Annotated in this window: 13 protein-coding genes; 9 read left to right on the top strand and 4 right to left on the bottom strand. The window is 62.7% G+C overall.

The genetic code is table 11. The features are described from left to right. Window positions 1-151 precede the first annotated feature (151 nt). Entirely contained in the window at window positions 152-1,735 is a 1,584-nt protein-coding gene (locus ABD833_RS07755; protein WP_345072122.1) for an amino acid permease, read from the bottom strand. A gap of 236 nt (window positions 1,736-1,971) precedes the next feature. Between ABD833_RS07755 and ABD833_RS07750 the strand changes: the two genes are divergently transcribed. From ABD833_RS07750 to ABD833_RS07735, 4 genes are all read left to right on the top strand, one after another. Further along, on the top strand, window positions 1,972-2,400 hold the full coding sequence (locus ABD833_RS07750) for a hypothetical protein (protein ID WP_345072121.1): 429 nt from the start codon (window positions 1,972-1,974) through the stop codon (window positions 2,398-2,400). A 221-nt stretch (window positions 2,401-2,621) separates the two neighbouring features. Further along, the gene (locus ABD833_RS07745) at window positions 2,622-3,998 is read left to right on the top strand and encodes an MBL fold metallo-hydrolase (RefSeq protein ID WP_345072119.1); all 1,377 of its coding nucleotides are present in this window, start codon (window positions 2,622-2,624) and stop codon (window positions 3,996-3,998) included. A 126-nt stretch (window positions 3,999-4,124) separates the two neighbouring features. Continuing rightward, window positions 4,125-5,351, top strand: a complete 1,227-nt coding sequence (locus tag ABD833_RS07740; protein ID WP_345072117.1) for an exonuclease SbcCD subunit D C-terminal domain-containing protein — start codon at window positions 4,125-4,127, stop codon at window positions 5,349-5,351. A gap of 193 nt (window positions 5,352-5,544) precedes the next feature. After that, window positions 5,545-8,994 (top strand): AAA family ATPase, encoded by a 3,450-nt coding sequence (locus ABD833_RS07735; RefSeq protein ID WP_345072115.1) that lies wholly within the window; start codon window positions 5,545-5,547, stop codon window positions 8,992-8,994. On the opposite strand, the gene ABD833_RS07730 is transcribed toward ABD833_RS07735, so the two are convergent. Together ABD833_RS07730 and ABD833_RS07725 are read right to left on the bottom strand one after the other, a co-directional pair. Beyond that, window positions 8,991-10,136, bottom strand: coding sequence for a DUF6687 family protein (locus ABD833_RS07730; RefSeq protein ID WP_345072114.1), 1,146 nt, complete (start codon window positions 10,134-10,136; stop codon window positions 8,991-8,993). The genes ABD833_RS07735 and ABD833_RS07730 overlap by 4 nt on opposite strands. Before the next feature lie 26 nt (window positions 10,137-10,162). Continuing rightward, a complete protein-coding gene (locus tag ABD833_RS07725) occupies window positions 10,163-10,483 on the bottom strand; it encodes an HNH endonuclease (RefSeq protein WP_345072112.1) in 321 nt (106 codons plus the stop codon). Window positions 10,484-10,736: 253 nt separating this feature from the next. Here ABD833_RS07725 and ABD833_RS07720 point away from each other — a divergent pair, with 253 nt between their 5' ends. The 5 genes from ABD833_RS07720 to ABD833_RS07700 all read left to right on the top strand — a co-directional run bounded on the left by ABD833_RS07720 (window position 10,737) and on the right by ABD833_RS07700 (window position 15,610). Beyond that, window positions 10,737-11,186 (top strand): hypothetical protein, encoded by a 450-nt coding sequence (locus tag ABD833_RS07720; protein WP_345072111.1) that lies wholly within the window; start codon window positions 10,737-10,739, stop codon window positions 11,184-11,186. A 343-nt stretch (window positions 11,187-11,529) separates the two neighbouring features. Next, on the top strand, window positions 11,530-11,838 hold the full coding sequence (trxA, locus tag ABD833_RS07715; RefSeq protein ID WP_345072110.1) for a thioredoxin: 309 nt from the start codon (window positions 11,530-11,532) through the stop codon (window positions 11,836-11,838). Window positions 11,839-12,016: 178 nt separating this feature from the next. Next, window positions 12,017-14,359, top strand: a complete 2,343-nt coding sequence (locus ABD833_RS07710) for a TonB-dependent receptor (RefSeq protein WP_345072109.1) — start codon at window positions 12,017-12,019, stop codon at window positions 14,357-14,359. Between the two features lie 37 nt (window positions 14,360-14,396). Further along, window positions 14,397-15,224, top strand: coding sequence for a DUF4249 domain-containing protein (locus ABD833_RS07705; RefSeq protein ID WP_345072108.1), 828 nt, complete (start codon window positions 14,397-14,399; stop codon window positions 15,222-15,224). 131 nt (window positions 15,225-15,355) lie between these two features. Beyond that, entirely contained in the window at window positions 15,356-15,610 is a 255-nt protein-coding gene (locus ABD833_RS07700) for a hypothetical protein (protein WP_345072107.1), read from the top strand. Between the two features lie 48 nt (window positions 15,611-15,658). Here ABD833_RS07700 and ABD833_RS07695 read toward each other — a convergent pair whose 3' ends face one another. Beyond that, window positions 15,659-16,477 carry a purine-nucleoside phosphorylase gene (locus tag ABD833_RS07695; RefSeq protein WP_345072105.1) on the bottom strand — a complete coding sequence of 273 codons (819 nt, stop codon included), beginning with the start codon at window positions 16,475-16,477 and terminating at the stop codon, window positions 15,659-15,661. Window positions 16,478-16,605: the final 128 nt, after the last annotated feature.

Genomic DNA, 16,605 nt, shown 5'->3' with positions numbered 1-16,605 from the left:
ACGCCGAATCGTCGGCTTGCGCCTCCGATCCTGCCTCACACCTGCTCTTGCAAAGCCCATAAAGCGCACGAGCCCCAGCTAAAAAGCTGGGGCTCGTGGTTGTTGGCGTCGTCTGGCTCCCCTCTCCTTGGGAGAGGGGCCGGGGATGAGGCTAGCGGTTCTTCATGTCGGGCTCGATGAAGGCCTGCTCTTCCATTTCGGTTGGCATCACTACGATACCTTTCTGGAGCATGGAGTTGCGCTTGCCGTAGAGGAAGTAAACGATGAAGCCCAGGATCATCCAGCCCATGGCTACTTGCAGCGTGAACGAGTCGAGGGCCAGAATCATGCTCGTGCAGACCAGCACACCCATGATGGGAACGAACGGGAACGACGGCGACGACAGCGGGGCGCGGAACGGCCGCGGCTGATCCGGATCGGAGCGGCGCATGATCCAGATACCGGCCGACACCAGCACGAAGGCCAGCAGCGTCCCGAACGAGGTCAGGTCACCGGCCAGGGAACCGGGGACGAAAGCGGCGAAGCCTCCCACGAAGATCAGCAGCGCGATGTTCGACTTATAAGGCGTGCCGAAGCGCGGGTGCAGCTCCGAGAAGGCCTTCGGCATCAGGCCGTCCTTGGCCATGGAGAAGAATACGCGGCTCTGGCCCATCAGCATTACCAGAATTACGGAGGAGAAACCCAGCAGAATGGCGACGGTCACGGCCGTGCTCAGCCACTCGTAGCCGGGCATGTGGGCCTTGATGGCGTAGGTTACGGAGGCTTCGCCGCCCAGGGCCGGGTCGGCAAATTCGCGCCAGTTGGCCACCCCCGTCAGCACGTGGCCGAACAGGATGTAGAGCACGGTGCACACGGCCAGCGAGCCGAGGATGCCGATGGGCATGTCGCGCTTGGGGTTCTTGGCTTCCTGCGCCGCGGTGCTCACGGCGTCGAAGCCGATGAAGGCGAAGAACACGATGGCCGCCCCGCCCAGGATACCGCCCCAGCCGTGCTTGTTCCACTGCGTGTATTCGCGCACGATGGTGCCGGCCGCGTTTTTCACCGGCTCCGCATTCTCGGGAATCAGGTAAGGCGTGTGGTTGACGGGGTTGATGAACTGCCAGCCGACGGCAATGAAAACCAGCACGATAGCCACTTTCAGCACGACTACCACCGCGTTGAACATCGCCGATTCCTGCGTGCCCTTGATCAGCAGCAGGCTCAGGGCCACAATCACCAGCAGCGCGGGCAGGTTGATGAGGCCGTGCTCGGTCACGCCGTTGACCACGGCGCTTTCGAAGGGCGAGTGACTTAAATTATACGGTATGCTGGTGCCGAAGACCTCCAGCAGCTTGTTCAGGTATTCGCTCCAGGCAATGGATACCGTGGCGGCACCCAGCGCATATTCCATAATCAAAGCCCAGCCAATCACCCAGGCTACGAACTCGCCCATGGTGGTGTAGGCGTAGGTATAGGCCGAGCCGGCAATCGGAATCATGGCCGCAAACTCGGCGTAGCACAGACCGGCAAACACGCAGCCGATAGCGGCCACGATGAAAGCCAGCGTCACACCCGCCCCGGAGGCCTGGGCGGCGGCGGCGGCCGTACGCACAAACAGCCCCGCGCCGATGATGGCCCCGACGCCCAGCGCGACGAGGTTGCCGGCGCCCAGCGTACGCTTCAGCGTGCCGTGGCCGGTGGAATTAGCCTCGCCCAACAGTTGGGCCAGCGGTTTTTTGGCGAAAATATTTGCCATACAGGAAGAAGGAGTGAAGTAGGAAAGATGAGAGGTTGGGAAAGCCGAAAGGGCACTACGGGAAGCCGAATATAGACGATAATCGGCATTCCTGCGCCAAAGAAGCAACTCGGCCGGGGTAGTTGCTCCGCGAAACGCCTCTTTTGCGAAGTTTACCGATGGGGCTGCATTTGTCTTTAAACCTTGTTAGTCAACAGCCCTCCAAGCCGCAACTTTCCGCTCTAAAACCCCAACTCATGAAAAAGATGCTCATCCTGCTGGCCGCCCTGACCCTGACCGCCGGCACCGTTTCGGCCCAGACCGAAATGGCTCGTCCCGGCCGCGGCGCCCAGCTGGACCGGACGCCCGCGCAGCAGGCCGATATGCTGGCCAAGCGCCTCACCAGGGAGCTGGCCCTAAGCGCCGACCAGACCGACAAAGTCCGGCAGATTAGTCTGGCCAGCGCCAGTGCGATGCAGGCCCTGCGCGGCAAATACGCCGCCGGCGGCAGCCGTCAGGGTATGGGCCCCGAAATGAAAGCCCTGCGCGACCAGAACGACGCCCAGCTTAAAGCGGTGCTTTCCGCTGACCAGTACCGCACGTACGATCAGCTGCGCGACGACCAGGTAGAAAAGCGCAGGGATAAAATGAAGAGCGGCAAGCGCCAGGGAAAAACCCAAAGCTAAACCGGCGGTAGCCTGCGGCTGCGCAAGCGCCCCGGCCGGTTGGCCGGGGCGCTTTTGCGGTGAAAAAACGGGGGCCTAAAGCATCATGGGCCGCTTGGGCCGCGGGGGCTTCCCCGATCATCGGGCGGCGGCGGGTAAACCCGGGGGTTCCGGACTGGTTTGTTATATTTGACCTATCCGCGTGCTTCCCTGGTGAAGCACCTCACCCTTGTTTCACCCTCATGAGTCCCCTGCCCAGTAGTACCGCCTCGGTTCAGATCCAGCAATTTTACGACAAGGGCCTGGCCCACGCCAGCTACGCCATCCGGGCGGGTCGTCAGATTGCCATCATTGATCCGGGGCGCGACCCGCAGCCCTACTACGACTTTGCCGACGAGCACGAGGCGCGCATCATGGCCGTGATTGAGACTCACCCGCACGCCGACTTCGTGTCGTCGCACCTGGAAATAGCCGGGGAAACCGGCGCCACCATTTATTGCAGTAAGCTGGTCGGTGCCGGCTACCCCCACCAGGGCTTCGACGACGGCAACCGCATCACGCTGGGGCCCGTCGAGCTGCACGCTATCAATACCCCCGGCCACTCTCCCGACAGCATCTCGGTGCTGCTGCTCGATGAGCTGGCCCAGACCCGCGCCGTATTTACCGGCGATACGCTCTTCGTGGGCGACGTGGGCCGGCCCGACCTGCGCGAAGACGACAACGTGGGCGGCCACCGGCGCGAAGACCTTGCCGCCATGCTCTACGACAGCACCCGCCGCAAGCTCATGACGCTGCCGGCCACCACCAAGGTGTACCCGGCCCACGGCCCGGGCTCGCTCTGCGGCAAAACCACCAGCCCCGACCTCGACAGCACCATCGGCAAGGAGCTCAAAACCAACTACGCCCTGCAGCCCATGTCGCAGGACGAGTTTGTGCGCGTACTGCTCGCAGACCAGCCCTTCATGCCCAAGTACTTCGGCCACGACGTGCAGCTCAACAAGGCCGGGGCGCTGCCCTTCGAGGACAGCATCCGGGCCGTGCCGCGCCTGCAGCCCGACGCGCTGTTAGCTACCGGCGTCCTTATTATTGATACCCGTCCCCAGGCCGAGTTCAAAAAAGGCCACCTGCCCGGGGCTATCAACCTGCAGGATGGCGGCAAATTCGAAACCTGGCTGGGCTCGGTCGTGGGCCCGGAAGAGCCGTTCTACCTGCTGGCCGATTCGCAGATTGCCCTGGACACGGTGATCCGCAAAACCGCCAAGATCGGTTACGAAGGCCTGATTAAGGGAGCGTTGCTCACGCCGGCCAATCTTCCGGCCACCAGCCCGGTGGCTGATCTGGAGCAGGTAAGGACGCGCCCCGGGGATTTTACCATCGTCGATATCCGCAACCGTACCGAGGCCAAAGAGCCAGCATTTGCCCACGCGCTGGTGATTCCGCTGTCCGAGCTGCGGGAACGCGCCCACGAAGTACCGGTCGGCAAGCCCATTCTGGTGCACTGCGCCGGCGGCTACCGCTCCGCCGCGGGCAGCAGCATCTTGGAAGCCGCCTTGCCGGGCGCGGAGATTTATGACCTGAGCGACGCCATTACCGATTTTCAGAAGCAGGCGGTGCACTAGGTGGTTCCCGCAGCGGAGCGCCGAGAAAAACGCGGAGGTTCGCGGAGGTCCTACTCTGCGAACCTCCGCGTTTTTCTCGGCGCTCCGCTGCGGGAACCGATGCCCGGCCGATTATCTTTGAAAAATATGCGCGTACTACACACCGCCGACTGGCACCTGGGCCAGCGCTTCATCAGCGGCCACGAACGAACCGAGGAGCACCGCCACTTCCTCGACTGGCTGGTGCAGACCGTGCGCGACCAGCAGGTAGAGGTGCTCGTCGTGGCCGGCGACGTCTTCGACACCGGCTCGCCCTCCAACCAGGCCCTGGAGCTCTACTACTCCTTTCTGCTGCAGATGCAGGCCACCGACTGCCGCGACATCGTGGTGGTGGGCGGCAACCACGACTCCCCGGCCACGCTCAACGCCCCGGCCCGGCTGCTGCGCCACCTGCGGGTGCACGTGGTGGGCTGCGTGCCCGACTGCTTCGAGGAGCAGGTGCTGGTGCTGAACGACGCCGCCGGGCAGCCCGGTCTGGTAGTGTGCGCCGTGCCCTTCCTGCGCGACCGGGACGTGCGCCTCTCGGTGCCCGGCGAGGCCGCCGAGGAACGGGAGCAGCGCATCAAGCAGGGCATTGCCGACCACTACGCCCGCGTGGCCGAGCACGAAACCGTGTGGCAGCTCAAAGCTGCCGGCGTACCCGTATTGGCCACCGGCCACCTCTACGCCGCCGGGGCCGCCCCCTCCGACTCGGAGCGCACGATTCATGTGGGCAACCTGGGCCAGGTGACGGCGGAGCATTTCCCGGAAATATTCGATTACGTAGCCCTGGGCCACATTCACCGGCCCCAGCGGGTGGGTGGGCGCGAGCATATCCGCTACTCCGGCTCCCCTATCGCGCTGTCGTTTTCGGAAGTGGACCACCCCAAAGAAGTGCTGGTACTGGAGTTTGCCGGTGGCAAGCTGGCTGCGCTCGAAGCCCTGCCCGTGCCCGGGGCCCGGCGGCTGGTGCGCTTCCACGGCCCGCTCGACGACGTACTCCTTAGCCTGACTGCCTACGACAACGCCGGCTACAGCCTCCCGGCCTGGATTGATGTGGAAGTGCGCTCGGCCCTGACCCAGCTGGAGGTAGCCGACGCGCTGCTGCAGGTTATTGCCGGCCTCGACCGCACCCGGCTGGAAGTACTGAACCGCCGTCATTTCCGCCTGGTTACCCTCACGGCCCTGGGCGACGACCCCGAACCCCTCACCCGCAGCCTGCATGACTTCACGGAGCGGGAAGTGTTTGAGCAGCGCCTGGCCACGGAGCCGGAAGCCGGCCGGGCCGAGCTGCTGCTTACCTTTGATGAGCTGCTGGAAGGAATGCAAGGGTAGCCTATCACGTAATCAGCACGTCATTCCGAGCGAAGCCGAGGAATCTCGCGTGCTGACATCAGGTTGCTAATCAGCCGTCAACACGCGAGATGCTTCGACAAGCGGACGCCAGATTGAGCATGACGGTCTTTTATCGGCTAATGTTCTTTTAATAATTCAGTAAGCCGCCTATCAACCGGCCCGTTTCCTCCGAATGAAAATCCTGCGCGTCCGTTTTTTTAACCTCAACTCCCTGCGGGGGGAGCACGAGGTGGATTTTGGTGCGGCCCCGCTGTCGGACGCGGGCCTGTTTGCCATTACCGGTCCCACCGGCGCGGGCAAGACCACCATCCTCGACGCCATCACCCTGGCGCTCTACGGCCAGGTGCCGCGCCACGAGGGCAGCGGCCCCGAGCAGGTGATGAGCCACGGCACCGGGGAAAGCTGGGCTGAAGTGGAGTTTGCCGTCAACGGCCAGCTCTACCGCTCGAAGTGGAGCCAGTACCGGGCCCGCAAAAAGCCCGGCGGCAACCTGCAGGATTCGCGCATGGAGCTCAGCGAGCAACCCAAAGCCACCAGCGAAACCGACGAAGTCAGCCCGGAATGGCCCATTCTGGAAAGCTACAAGTCGAAGGTGCCGGCCCGGGTGGCCGAGCTGAGCGGGCTGGAATACCGCCAGTTCCTGCGCTCGGTGCTGCTGGCCCAGGGCGACTTCACCAAGTTCCTCAAGGCCAGCCCCGGCGAGCGGGCCCAACTGCTGGAGAAGCTCACCGACACCAAAAAGTACTCGGACATCTCCCGGGCCGCCTTCGAGCGCGCCAAGCAGGAAAGCCAGCAGGTCGACAACCTGCGGGTGGGTCTGGCCGGCGTCACGCTGCTGTCGGGCGAGGAAGTAGCGACTCTGGAAACCGAAGTTGCGGATCTGCACGCCCGGCTGCACCTGGCCCAGGCCGAGCAGCAGCGCCTCAGCGAAGCCCATACCTGGCTGCGCCAGCTCGACGAGCTCATGGTGCGGCAGCAGCGCGGGCAGCAGCAGCTGCTTTCCCTGCATCAGGAAGCCGAGGTGTTGTCGCCGATCCGGCAGCGCGTGAGCCGCCACGAGCAGGCGCTGCCCTTCCACACGCCCTGGGCGCTGCTGCAGCAGGCTGACCAGCAGCTCGGCACGCTGCATCAGGAAGCCGAGCAGCTGGCTTTGCAGCTGCCGCAGCTGCAAAGCCAGCTCGACGCGGTCCGCACTGCCCGGGACGCGGCCCGCCAGGCTCACGACGCGGCGGCCGCAGCCCGCGAAACCCGGGAGCCTCAACTGCGGGAAGCCGACAACCTCGATCAGGCCATCGCCCGGCAGATCCACCAGCTGGACGAGAAACGCAAAGCCTACGACCAGCAAAATGCGGAGTGCAAGCGCCTGACCGAGGAGCTCCACGCCACCGAAATCCGTACCCGGCAGGCCCGCGAGCAGCTTACCACTACCAGGGACTGGCTCCAGCGCAATGCCCCCCGGGCTGAAATGGTGGACGTATTCGCCGCTTTCACGGGCCTGATCCAGGACTGGGACCGATTACGCACCGAGGTGGGGCAAGTCGATGGCCGGGTGGTGCTGCTGACTAAACGCTTGGCCACCCTACAGCTGGAAGAGCAGCAAGCCGCCGTCGCCGCCCACACCGCCCGCCAGCACCTCGACGCCCAGCAGCAGCAGCTTCAGCTGACCGCCGCTACCCGCGACGAACGACTGCGCCAGCTTCACCACCACGTCCAGAACCTGCGCCGAGAGCTCAACAACAAGGAATCCCACCGCGAAACCCAGCGCCAGCTGGTGCTGGCTCAGCAGTTGATTCTGAGCCACGAAGAAGCCCGCCAGCAGCTGCGCCCGCATGAGCCCTGTCCGCTCTGCGGGGCCCTGGAGCATCCCTATGCGGTAGGCGTACTGGGCTTCACAAATGAGGGCCTGGCCCGTGAACAAGCCCAGGTGGAGGTACTTACCCAGGAGGCCCACGCCCTTAATGCCCGGGTAAACCACCTCAACACTTTTCTTAATCTGCTCGAAAATGTGGGCGGTGATCTGCACCGCGTAGCCGCCGATGTCCCGCTCCAGCTCCTGACCCCCGCGCTGGAAGAGGCCCTGCCCGCCGAAAGCCGCGCCCTCGTGCGCCAGTTCAAAGCGCTGGAACAGCAGCAGGTCGATAGCGAAAAGCAGCTGGCTCAAGCTATTTCCGGGCAGCAGGCGGCCTTGAAAGCGCAAGCCACCGCCCGGCTCGATTTGCAGGAAGCTCAGCTGCAGCTCAAAGAGGTAGGCGAGCAGCTACCGACGGTAGAAAGTCAGCTCAAAAGCCTGTTGAGCAACTTTGACCTGGCCTTTACGGGCGAAAACGGCGCTGCCATGCAAGCCCAGCTGCGGGCATTGGAAGCTGAGTTCAAAACGCGTCAGGCCGAGTTCAACAAAGCCAATGAGCAGGCCGAAGTGGGCCAGGCGCTCGGGGAGAAGCTAACCCGGGACGAACGTGCGGTGCGGGCCTGGCTGAAGGAAAATAAGCAGGACGTCGTCGACCACTACCAGGCCATTGAGCGGCAGAAAGCCGAGCGCCAGGCCCTGCTGCCCGAGCCCGATGTAGCGCAGGTGCGGCGGCAGCTGGAGCAGGCCAGCCGCGCGGCCGACCAGCTCCGCCAGCAAACCGACCAGCAGTTTCAGCAGCATGACACGGCCCTCACGCTGGCCGCTGAAAAGCTGCGCCAACGCGAGCAGGACACCCGGCAGCAGCAGCAGCAGCGCCAGCAGCAGTATGAGGAGCTGGCCGCGGCTTTGTCTACCGCCGGCCTGGCCCCCGAGCCGACCGCCTTAGCCGCCCTGCTCCTGCCCGACCTGGAAGTGCGCCGCCTGGCTGGGCAGCTCCAGACCCACGACCGGGCCGTGGCCACCACCCAGCAAAGCCTCACCGAAGCCACCGAGCAGTTTCAGCAGGCCCAGGCCCGCGCCCTGACCACCGACAGCCTCGACACTATTGCCGGCCAGCTAACGGCCAACCACCAGCAGCTGGCCACACTCAACCAGCAGCTCGGGCAGCGGCAGCAGCAGCTCACCAGCCACCGGACCGGCCTGGAGCGGCACGCGGCGTTGGCCGAAGCGCTGGAAAAGCAGCAGCAGCAGGCCCGCCGCTGGCGGCAGCTCACCGAGCTCATCGGTTCCGCCGACGGCAAGAAGTTCAGCGAGTTTGCCCAGGGACTCACCCTGGCCCGCCTCGTGGAGCTGGCCAACCGCCACCTGCACCGCCTCACCGACCGCTACCGCATCCTGCGCAACCCCCAGGAGCACCTCGACCTGCTCATCGTGGATGAGTACCAGGCCGGCAACTCCCGGACCATGAACTCGCTGTCGGGCGGGGAAAGCTTCCTGGTGAGCCTGGCGCTGGCCCTGGGCCTGAGTGAGCTGGCGGGCCGCAAAACCCAGATCGACACGCTCTTCATCGACGAAGGCTTTGGCACGCTCGACCCCGACACGCTCGACATTGCCCTCACGGCTTTGGAAACGCTGCAGGGCACGGGCAAAACCATCGGCATCATCTCCCACGTCGAAGCGCTGAAGGAACGCGTCAGCACTCAGATCAACGTCCGGAAAGGAGCCGGCGGCGTCAGCACGCTACGAGTCGTCGGGTTCGGCGAGGAGGTCTAATCGCTGGACTGCACGACCTTCGCGCTTTCCCCGGCGGCCCGGATTTCGGCCCAGGTCCAGTACCGGCGGGGCGGAATGATGGCATACTTTGCCCGGAAAAACGCCACCACTTCCCGTTCCAGCTCCGCCGGGCGGATGGACGAGGCGGGAATCGGGCGCTGGTCGGGGTCGGCGTAGCGCTGCACTTTGGTCAGCGTACTGCCCGCCAGCCGCAGCAGCGGGCCCGTGTCGGTGATGCCGTCGAAGGTCCAGCGGTGCGGGGTGGTTTCCCGGGCGTTCAGGGTAGCGGCCAGCTCGTGCAGCGGTAGCCGGGGCAGCGTGGGCCGCGACTCCAGGTCAACCCAGGTAGTGTACTTGTACTCGAATTCGTAGCGCTGCCCGCCGTAGAGGCTCAGCACCATATCGTAGCCGGCCGTGGGGCCAAACAGGGCGTAGTACGGCAGCGACTCCGGCGTTTCAACGACGACCAGACCAATTTCCGGATAGCGGCGGATCTGGGTTCGGGGGCTTTGGATTACCGCTCCGGCGGCTTTTATCCGCCGGTATTCCGGCTCCCAAGCAGCGCGGCCGGTTTCCGGATTTTCCAGTACGGCGGCGAAACGGGGCAGAAACCAGGCGAATTTCTCGGCCGAAGCCTCATCCTCCCGCCGGCGCACGGCGGGCGCGCCAAAAGGGGGGTAGAATAGCTCCTGCTCCCTGGCATTGAGCCAGCAAACCAGCTGCAGGGCATGGTCGGCCAGCGGATTGGTCCAGTCCAGCTCCCGGAAGTCGCCCAGCGTGGCAGCCAGGCGCAGCAGCCGTTCGTGGGGCAGGGCCAGCGCCGGATGCAGCAGGCTCCACACGCCCAGAAAGCCATCCACATCGAAATGGTTGGCCGTGACGGCAGCCGCGTCCAGACCGGGCGGGGCGGGAGCCCGCAGGGCGCGCAGCACCGAGCCGGCGCTGGTATCGTCGCGCAGGGCAGCGGGCGTGGGCGCGCCGCGCCAGTGGGCCAGCACCAGGGCCGCGCCATTGGCCATGCTATCCACTACGATGGTGGGCTGGCGGCGTAGCCGGGCAAAAGGAACGAACGACTTCAGCAAAGCGGCATCGATGACGAGAAGGATAACAAACAGCAACTGCTCCCGGCGGCAGTCGGGCAAAGGTCTACATTCCTGCGAGGATACAGTCAGGTCTTTTTGCGACGGTTGCTGATGCGCTCCACCCGGCTGCGGCGCACCCAGTGCAGGTACTTTTGCAGCTCTGCGGCCCCGCGCAGCTCTTCTACCGTGGCGTATTTGCGGGCCAGGTCGCGGTTGGAAAGCAGCACGTGGATGGTGCTGTGACAGGGCTGGCACAGGGCTACCGTGGGGCCGTGGCGGCCGCCTTCTTCGCGCGGCACCAAATGGTGGCGCGACACCTGCCCTACCAGCCGCTCGCAAAGCTGGCACCGCAGCTCCCCTGTAGCCGACGGCGGACTACCCCGCTGGTGGGCGTTGGAACGTGGCATTTAACGAATGAGAATAAGCATCCATCCAGTAAACCACTTTTTTTGATTGGTTACCGGCGAAAAATAAAAAATCTTGTTGCCGCAGCGGGCAAATAAATTATATATTTGGTTGGGGACGAGGCAACCAGTTCTCTTTAAGGCATTTCTCAGGCTTTATTGACTTATTAATTGTCTTCTCTGAAATCACCTTGCGGCCGGGTTGCCTCCCGGCTTGCTGCTCACTCTGCATTACTACACTTCTTACCTTTTCGCCATGCGTGTTGCTACTCCCGCTTTTTCCCTTCGTATCATTCAGCTGTTGCGGGCCGCCGGTCTGGTGCTGGCCTTACTAGTACTAACGCCTGCCGCCGCTCAGGCCCAAACCTGGCTGGTTTCTACGGATGCCTATATCCGGCTGGGGGTCATGGACAAATTTGGTCAGCTGGGCTCGTATACGGCCCGCTTCGTCGTCACCAACCAGAACAACGGCAAATCCTACATTCTGGTGAAGGAAATCGAGAAGGGTCAGAACGGCGTCGACGTAGTTTTCCCCTCCCTGGCTTCTGATGCCGACTACTTCAAATCGGAAGCGGGCGAAGCCGCCACGGGTACGCCCGGCCGCTACGTGTGGGAGTGTCTGGTCGCCGGTAAGAAAGCCGTGGGGGGCCGCTTTACCTTCCCCGAGGTTGGCAACGACGTCACGGTGATTGATAAGCGTAAATAAGCTTACCTTACCCCATCTTTGCATCAGTACAACGAGAAAGTCCGGCGTTGCAGCGCTTGTCCTTACCCAAATTTCAAAAGCCCTCCTGGCCAGATGCCCAGGAGGGCTTTTTGGGGATTTACCCTGCCGTTTTACAGCTGACAAAGCCGCTTCGACCAACGGCAAAAAGGCCATTACGCCACATCCGGAAAGACGGGGGAAGATTTGGGTAAGGACAAGCGTGGCAGCGCCGGTTTTTTTTGCGTCCGTACGGTTTGGCAACGCTTCCTTTGCCGGCACGTCTGCGTATACCGGCCGGGGGGCTTCCCTGGCCTCCTGACCCATTTGCTTCCCTTCTGCTGCCATGCCTAAAAAGTCATTTTCTGAACTTATCAATAGTCCCGGCATGCCGGTGCTGGTCGACTTTTACGCCGATTGGTGTGGGCCCTGCAAGACCATGGGTCCCATTCTGGAGCAGGTAGCCACTCAGCACCAGGGCAAGCTCAAGATTATCAAGATCGACGTGGACCGCAACCAGGCGGTGGCTCAGCAGTTTCGGGTGCAGAGCATTCCCACCCTGATTCTGTTTCATAAGGGTCAGCCCGTATGGCGGCAGGCCGGCGTGGTGCCGGGGCCCCAAATCACCCAGGCCCTGCAGGCTTACCTGACCTGACCCAGGCCCCTGAGCGGGCCGCCCAGGCAACTGCCGGGCCAGTTTCAGCCTCTGGTAGTATGGGCAGACGGCCAAACCTGGTACCCTTTGTGCGGAACCCGATAAACTATCCATCAGGGCCGGGCGTTACGCTAACACGCCGGCCCACCCGTGCCCGCTTTTATTCTGTGTCTGCCTGATGCGTTTAGCTCTTTCTGTCGCTCGTCTTGGTTTAGTACTGCTATTTCTGCCGTTGCTGGCACCCGCCCAAACCCGTGCCCGCTATACCGTCAGCGGCTACGTCCGATCAGGAACCGACCGCAGCGTGCTGCCGGGGGCTTCCGTCGCCGTGCCGGCCCTGGGTACCGGCGTCACCGCCGACTCGACGGGGCTGTATTCGTTGGTTCTGCCGGCCGGCCGCCACCAGCTGGTCATCTCCTTTATCGGCTACCAGTCGCAAACCCGCGACCTGAACCTCACCCGTACCCAGCGCCTGTCGTTCAGCCTGCCCGAATCGGCCAATGAGCTGGGCGAGGTTACGGTGGTGGGCTCCGGCACGCTGGAGCAAAAGCTGCAGACGCCCCAGATGAGTGTGGAGCGCCTTACCACCAAGGAAGCCAGGCTGCTGCCGGCTTTATTTGGTGAAGTCGATCTGCTCAAAACCCTGCAGCTCAAGCCCGGGGTGCAGAATGGCGGCGAAGGTACCAGCGGCCTGTTCGTCCGCGGGGGCTCGGCCGATCAGAACCTGTTCCTGCTCGACGAGACAGTGGTTTACAACCCTTCGCACCTGTTCGGCCTGTTCTCGGTGTTCAACCCCGATGCCGTACAAAGTGTGGATTTGTACAAGGGCGGTTTCCCGGCCCAGTACGGGGGGCGCCTGTCGTCGGTGGTCGATGTGAAGCTCCGCGAGGGCGACCCGCAGAAATACTCCGTGAGTGGCGGCCTGGGGCTGATTTCGTCGCGGCTGACGGTGGAAGGCCCCATCGTGAAGGACAAAGGCTCATTCATCGTGTCGGGCCGCCGCACGTACTTCGACGTGTTCACCCGCCAGATCAACAAGCTCAACGAAAACACCAAAGGCTACGACCCGATTCCGGACTACTACTTCTATGATTTCAACGCGAAAGCCAACTATAAGCTGGGCGCCAAGGATCAGCTGTTTCTGACCGGCTACTACGGCCGGGACGTTTTTGGTTTCAACAGCACCAACGGCTTTAACTTCGATTTCACCTGGGGCAACCGCGTGGGAGCCCTGCGCTGGAACCACGTCTTCTCGCCCAAGCTGTTCGTCAATACCACCGTATCAGCTACGCGCTACCAATACGGTATCGCCAACAAGCTCGACCAGTTCAGCTTCAGCCTGTCCTCCGATATTCAGGACTACGCCCTGCGCACTGATTTTGAGTACGCACCCAACGACCGTCACGTCTTCAAAGCGGGAGCTACGGCCACCAGTCACCGGTTTGGGGTAGGCCGACTGCAGGCCGGCAGTTCGGATGGCAGCCTCAATATTGGCTCCGACGTAACGTACCAGGGGCAGGAAGCCTCGCTCTATGCCTCGGACAACTTCAAAGCCACGGACAAGCTCCAGCTGGAATATGGTCTGCGCCTGACGAGCTTCCGGAGCGGCACCGATATTTTTGGCGGCGTGGAGCCCCGGGCTTCGGCCCGGTACTCGCTTTCGTCCACCACCTCCCTGAAAGCGAGCTACGCCCAGATGTACCAGTATGTTCATCTGGTTACCAACTCCGGCGCTTCCCTGCCCACCGACATCTGGTACCCGTCGCGCCTGAACGTGAAACCCCAACGCTCACAGCAGGTGGCTACCGGGGTGAGTTTTCTGCTGGGCCAGGGCAAATACCTGCTCACCAATGAGGTGTACTACAAGTGGGCCCGCAACCAGGTAGATTTCCGGGATGGCGCCCAGTTGTTCGTCAATTCCGACCTCGACGCGGAATTCCTGTTCGGCAAGGGCTGGGCCTACGGCAACGAGCTGTACCTGGAGAAAAAACAGGGCCGCACCACGGGCTGGATCGGCTACACCCTGGCCTGGACGCAGCGCAACTTTCAGCCCCAGCGCGGCACCACCGGCGTTAACAACGGCAAAGACTTCTTCCCTACCTACGACCGGCGCCACAATCTGACGGTGGTCGTCCTGCACCAGCTCTCGCCCCGTATCAACCTCACCGGCTCGTTCGTGTATACCTCCGGGGCACCTACTACCCTGCCGGGGGGCCGCTTTCTGTTGCAGGACATTTTCGGCGACAACCTGGACGCCGTGCCCATTTATCCTGACCGCAACACGTACCGCCTGGCCCCTTATCATCGCTTCGATCTGGGGCTGGTCTACAAGCTCAAGCCCCGGCGCGGCGAGTCGGACCTCACGTTCAGCATATACAACGCCTACAACCGCCGCAATCCGTACTTTGTCTACTTCGATCAGGTGCGCGACGAGCAAACCGATCAGATAACCAGCTACCGGGCCCGCCAGGTATCGCTGTTCCCGGTTATTCCATCGATGACCTACAATTTCAAGTTCTAACTGCCTTTCCGGCTTGCTTATGTTACTGCCCGCTTATTTGAGACGTATCGTTGGCCCGGCGGCGTTGCTGGTGGTTATGCTGGCCGGCACGGCGGGCTGTAATCTGCAGCAAGACATCGACGTCGAGCTGCCCGTGCTACCCGCTCAGCTGGTGGCGGAATGCTATCTGGTGCCGGGCCAGGTGCCGCGCCTGACCGTGACCGAAACGGTTCCTTACCTGAGCACCCCGGAGCCCTCGGTTCCTACGGATGTGACGGTAGTCCTGACCCTGCCCAACGGGCAGCAGCAGCAGCTCTCGTTTAGGCCCGGGCAGGATAAGCTCACCCAAAAAGCCTACACGCACATCGGCCGGCAGCCGCTCGTGGCCCGGCCCGGTGATACCTTCACCCTCGACGTCCGTGATTCCAAGGGCCGGCGCGTGACCGGCACGGCCACGATGCCGGCGCTGGTACCACTGGATACCGTAGAATGGAAATTCAACGAAAAATCCGGCGAAGAGCGCAAAGCCTACGTCCTGTCCCGGTTCCAGGATCCGGCCGCCACGGCCAATTTTTACCGCTTCCAGATTCACAACGACAGCATTTCGAAAGACCCCGAGCGTGATTTCGAGCTCGACGACCGCCTGAATAACGGCCAGCTCATAACGTTGGGCACCAGTTACCGCTTCTCGGCCGGCGACACGCTGCTGATCACGCTCTACCATATAGACCAGCCCTACTATCTTTTTCTGCAATCAGTGCAAGACGCGCGCAACGCCAATGGTAATCCGTTTGCCCAGCCCGCTGCCATCCGCTCCACGGTGCAGGGCGGGCTGGGCGTATTCACCGTGCTCAGCAGCGACCGGCGGACGGTTATCCTGAAATGAAACGAGCTTACTTGTAACCCGGACTCTGCGCCCGCACTCCTTTCGATAGCCTTATTATTTCAACCGCTATTTTTTCCATCACTGTTTAACACGCGTACCCTTAACCCATTATAGCCCTGATTTTTGGGTTAATGACACTGCTCACCAGCTACATCCAGACCCTGCTCAGCGACGACACCACGTGTCCGGGCACCTGGATGCTGATGGGCGCCGACAACAAAACCCTGCCCCTGGTGGATTACAAAGGGCAAACGCAGGAGTACGAGGTAGAAAAAGCCAACCTGGAAGTCATGGTCCACAGCCGCCTCGCCAAAGCCGGGCAGCTCGAAATCTATAGCTTCAGGCCTACCCGCCAGCGGCCAAGCTCAGTCAGCTCAAAACGATAAAGGGCCGCTACCAGGCAATAGTAGCGGCCCTTTATCGTGCGGTCAAGCCTATACTTTTGCCAGCACCGCCTTCAGCAAGGCCGTGAGCCGGGGCTCGGCGGCGGCGGCTACCCGTAGGATGTCCGCAATTGCTACGCGCTTGAGCCGGCCCGGGGAGCAGAGGTCGGTGATGACGGAAATAGCCAGCACCGGCAGGCCCAGGTGGACGGCGGCAATGACTTCGGGCACGGTGCTCATGCCCACCGCGTCGGCCCCGATGGTGCGCAGGTAGCGGTACTCGGCGGGCGTTTCGAGCATGGGGCCGGGCAGGCTGGCATACACGCCGCGCCGCACCTTGTCGGCAAAGCCCAGCTCCCGGGCGGCTTCTTCGGCTCGCTTGAGCAGCGTCAGATCGTAGGGCTCCAGCATGTCGGGAAACCGCGGGCCCAGCTCGTCGAGGTTTTTGCCCACCAGCGGGTTGGTCGGCTGCAGGTTGATGTGGTCCTCAATCAGCATCAGGTCACTGTAGTCGTAGTCGGGGTTGAGGCCGCCGCTGGCGTTGCTCACGAAAAGCTGCCGGATGCCCAGTAGCTTCATCACCCGCACCGGAAACACCACCTGCGGCATCGTGTAGCCTTCGTAGTAGTGAAAGCGGCCCTGCATGACCAGCACCCGCCGCCCGGCCAGCGTGCCGGCCAGCAGGTTGCCGGAATGGCTTTCCACCGTCGAAGTCGGGAAGTGCGGAATACCGGCGTAGGGCAGCGTAAACTGCACGTCGATGTCCTTTACCAAAGCCCCAAGGCCGGTGCCGAGAATGATGCCGACTTCGGGCTGAAAGTCGCCGATGCGCTGACGGATATGGGCAGTGGCTTCGTGAAGCTGGAGCATGTTTTTTTTAATGTGCTGATGCGGTAATGCGGTAATGGAGGAATGTGCTGATGTGCTGATGCGGTAATGTGCTGATGCGGTAATGTGCCAATGTGCTGATGCGGTAATGTGCCAGCGTGCCGATGCAG

Source organism: Hymenobacter fastidiosus, from assembly GCF_039539565.1.
Lineage (GTDB): Bacteria > Bacteroidota > Bacteroidia > Cytophagales > Hymenobacteraceae > Hymenobacter > Hymenobacter fastidiosus.
This window is presented reverse-complemented; position numbering and strand designations above follow the sequence as displayed.

Bases quoted from the DNA above. Each gene is read 5' to 3' on its own strand.
- ABD833_RS07710 (WP_345072109.1), top strand. From the start codon at position 12,017: ATGCGTTTAGCTCTTTCTGTCGCTCGTCTTGGTTTAGTACTGCTATTT.
- ABD833_RS07695 (WP_345072105.1), bottom strand. From the start codon at position 16,477: ATGCTCCAGCTTCACGAAGCCACTGCCCATATCCGTCAGCGCATCGGC.
- ABD833_RS07750 (WP_345072121.1), top strand. From the start codon at position 1,972: ATGAAAAAGATGCTCATCCTGCTGGCCGCCCTGACCCTGACCGCCGGC.
- ABD833_RS07740 (WP_345072117.1), top strand. From the start codon at position 4,125: ATGCGCGTACTACACACCGCCGACTGGCACCTGGGCCAGCGCTTCATC.
- ABD833_RS07725 (WP_345072112.1), bottom strand. From the start codon at position 10,483: ATGCCACGTTCCAACGCCCACCAGCGGGGTAGTCCGCCGTCGGCTACA.
- ABD833_RS07735 (WP_345072115.1), top strand. From the start codon at position 5,545: ATGAAAATCCTGCGCGTCCGTTTTTTTAACCTCAACTCCCTGCGGGGG.
- ABD833_RS07720 (WP_345072111.1), top strand. From the start codon at position 10,737: ATGCGTGTTGCTACTCCCGCTTTTTCCCTTCGTATCATTCAGCTGTTG.
- trxA (WP_345072110.1), top strand. From the start codon at position 11,530: ATGCCTAAAAAGTCATTTTCTGAACTTATCAATAGTCCCGGCATGCCG.
- ABD833_RS07745 (WP_345072119.1), top strand. From the start codon at position 2,622: ATGAGTCCCCTGCCCAGTAGTACCGCCTCGGTTCAGATCCAGCAATTT.
- ABD833_RS07700 (WP_345072107.1), top strand. From the start codon at position 15,356: ATGACACTGCTCACCAGCTACATCCAGACCCTGCTCAGCGACGACACC.
- ABD833_RS07755 (WP_345072122.1), bottom strand. From the start codon at position 1,735: ATGGCAAATATTTTCGCCAAAAAACCGCTGGCCCAACTGTTGGGCGAG.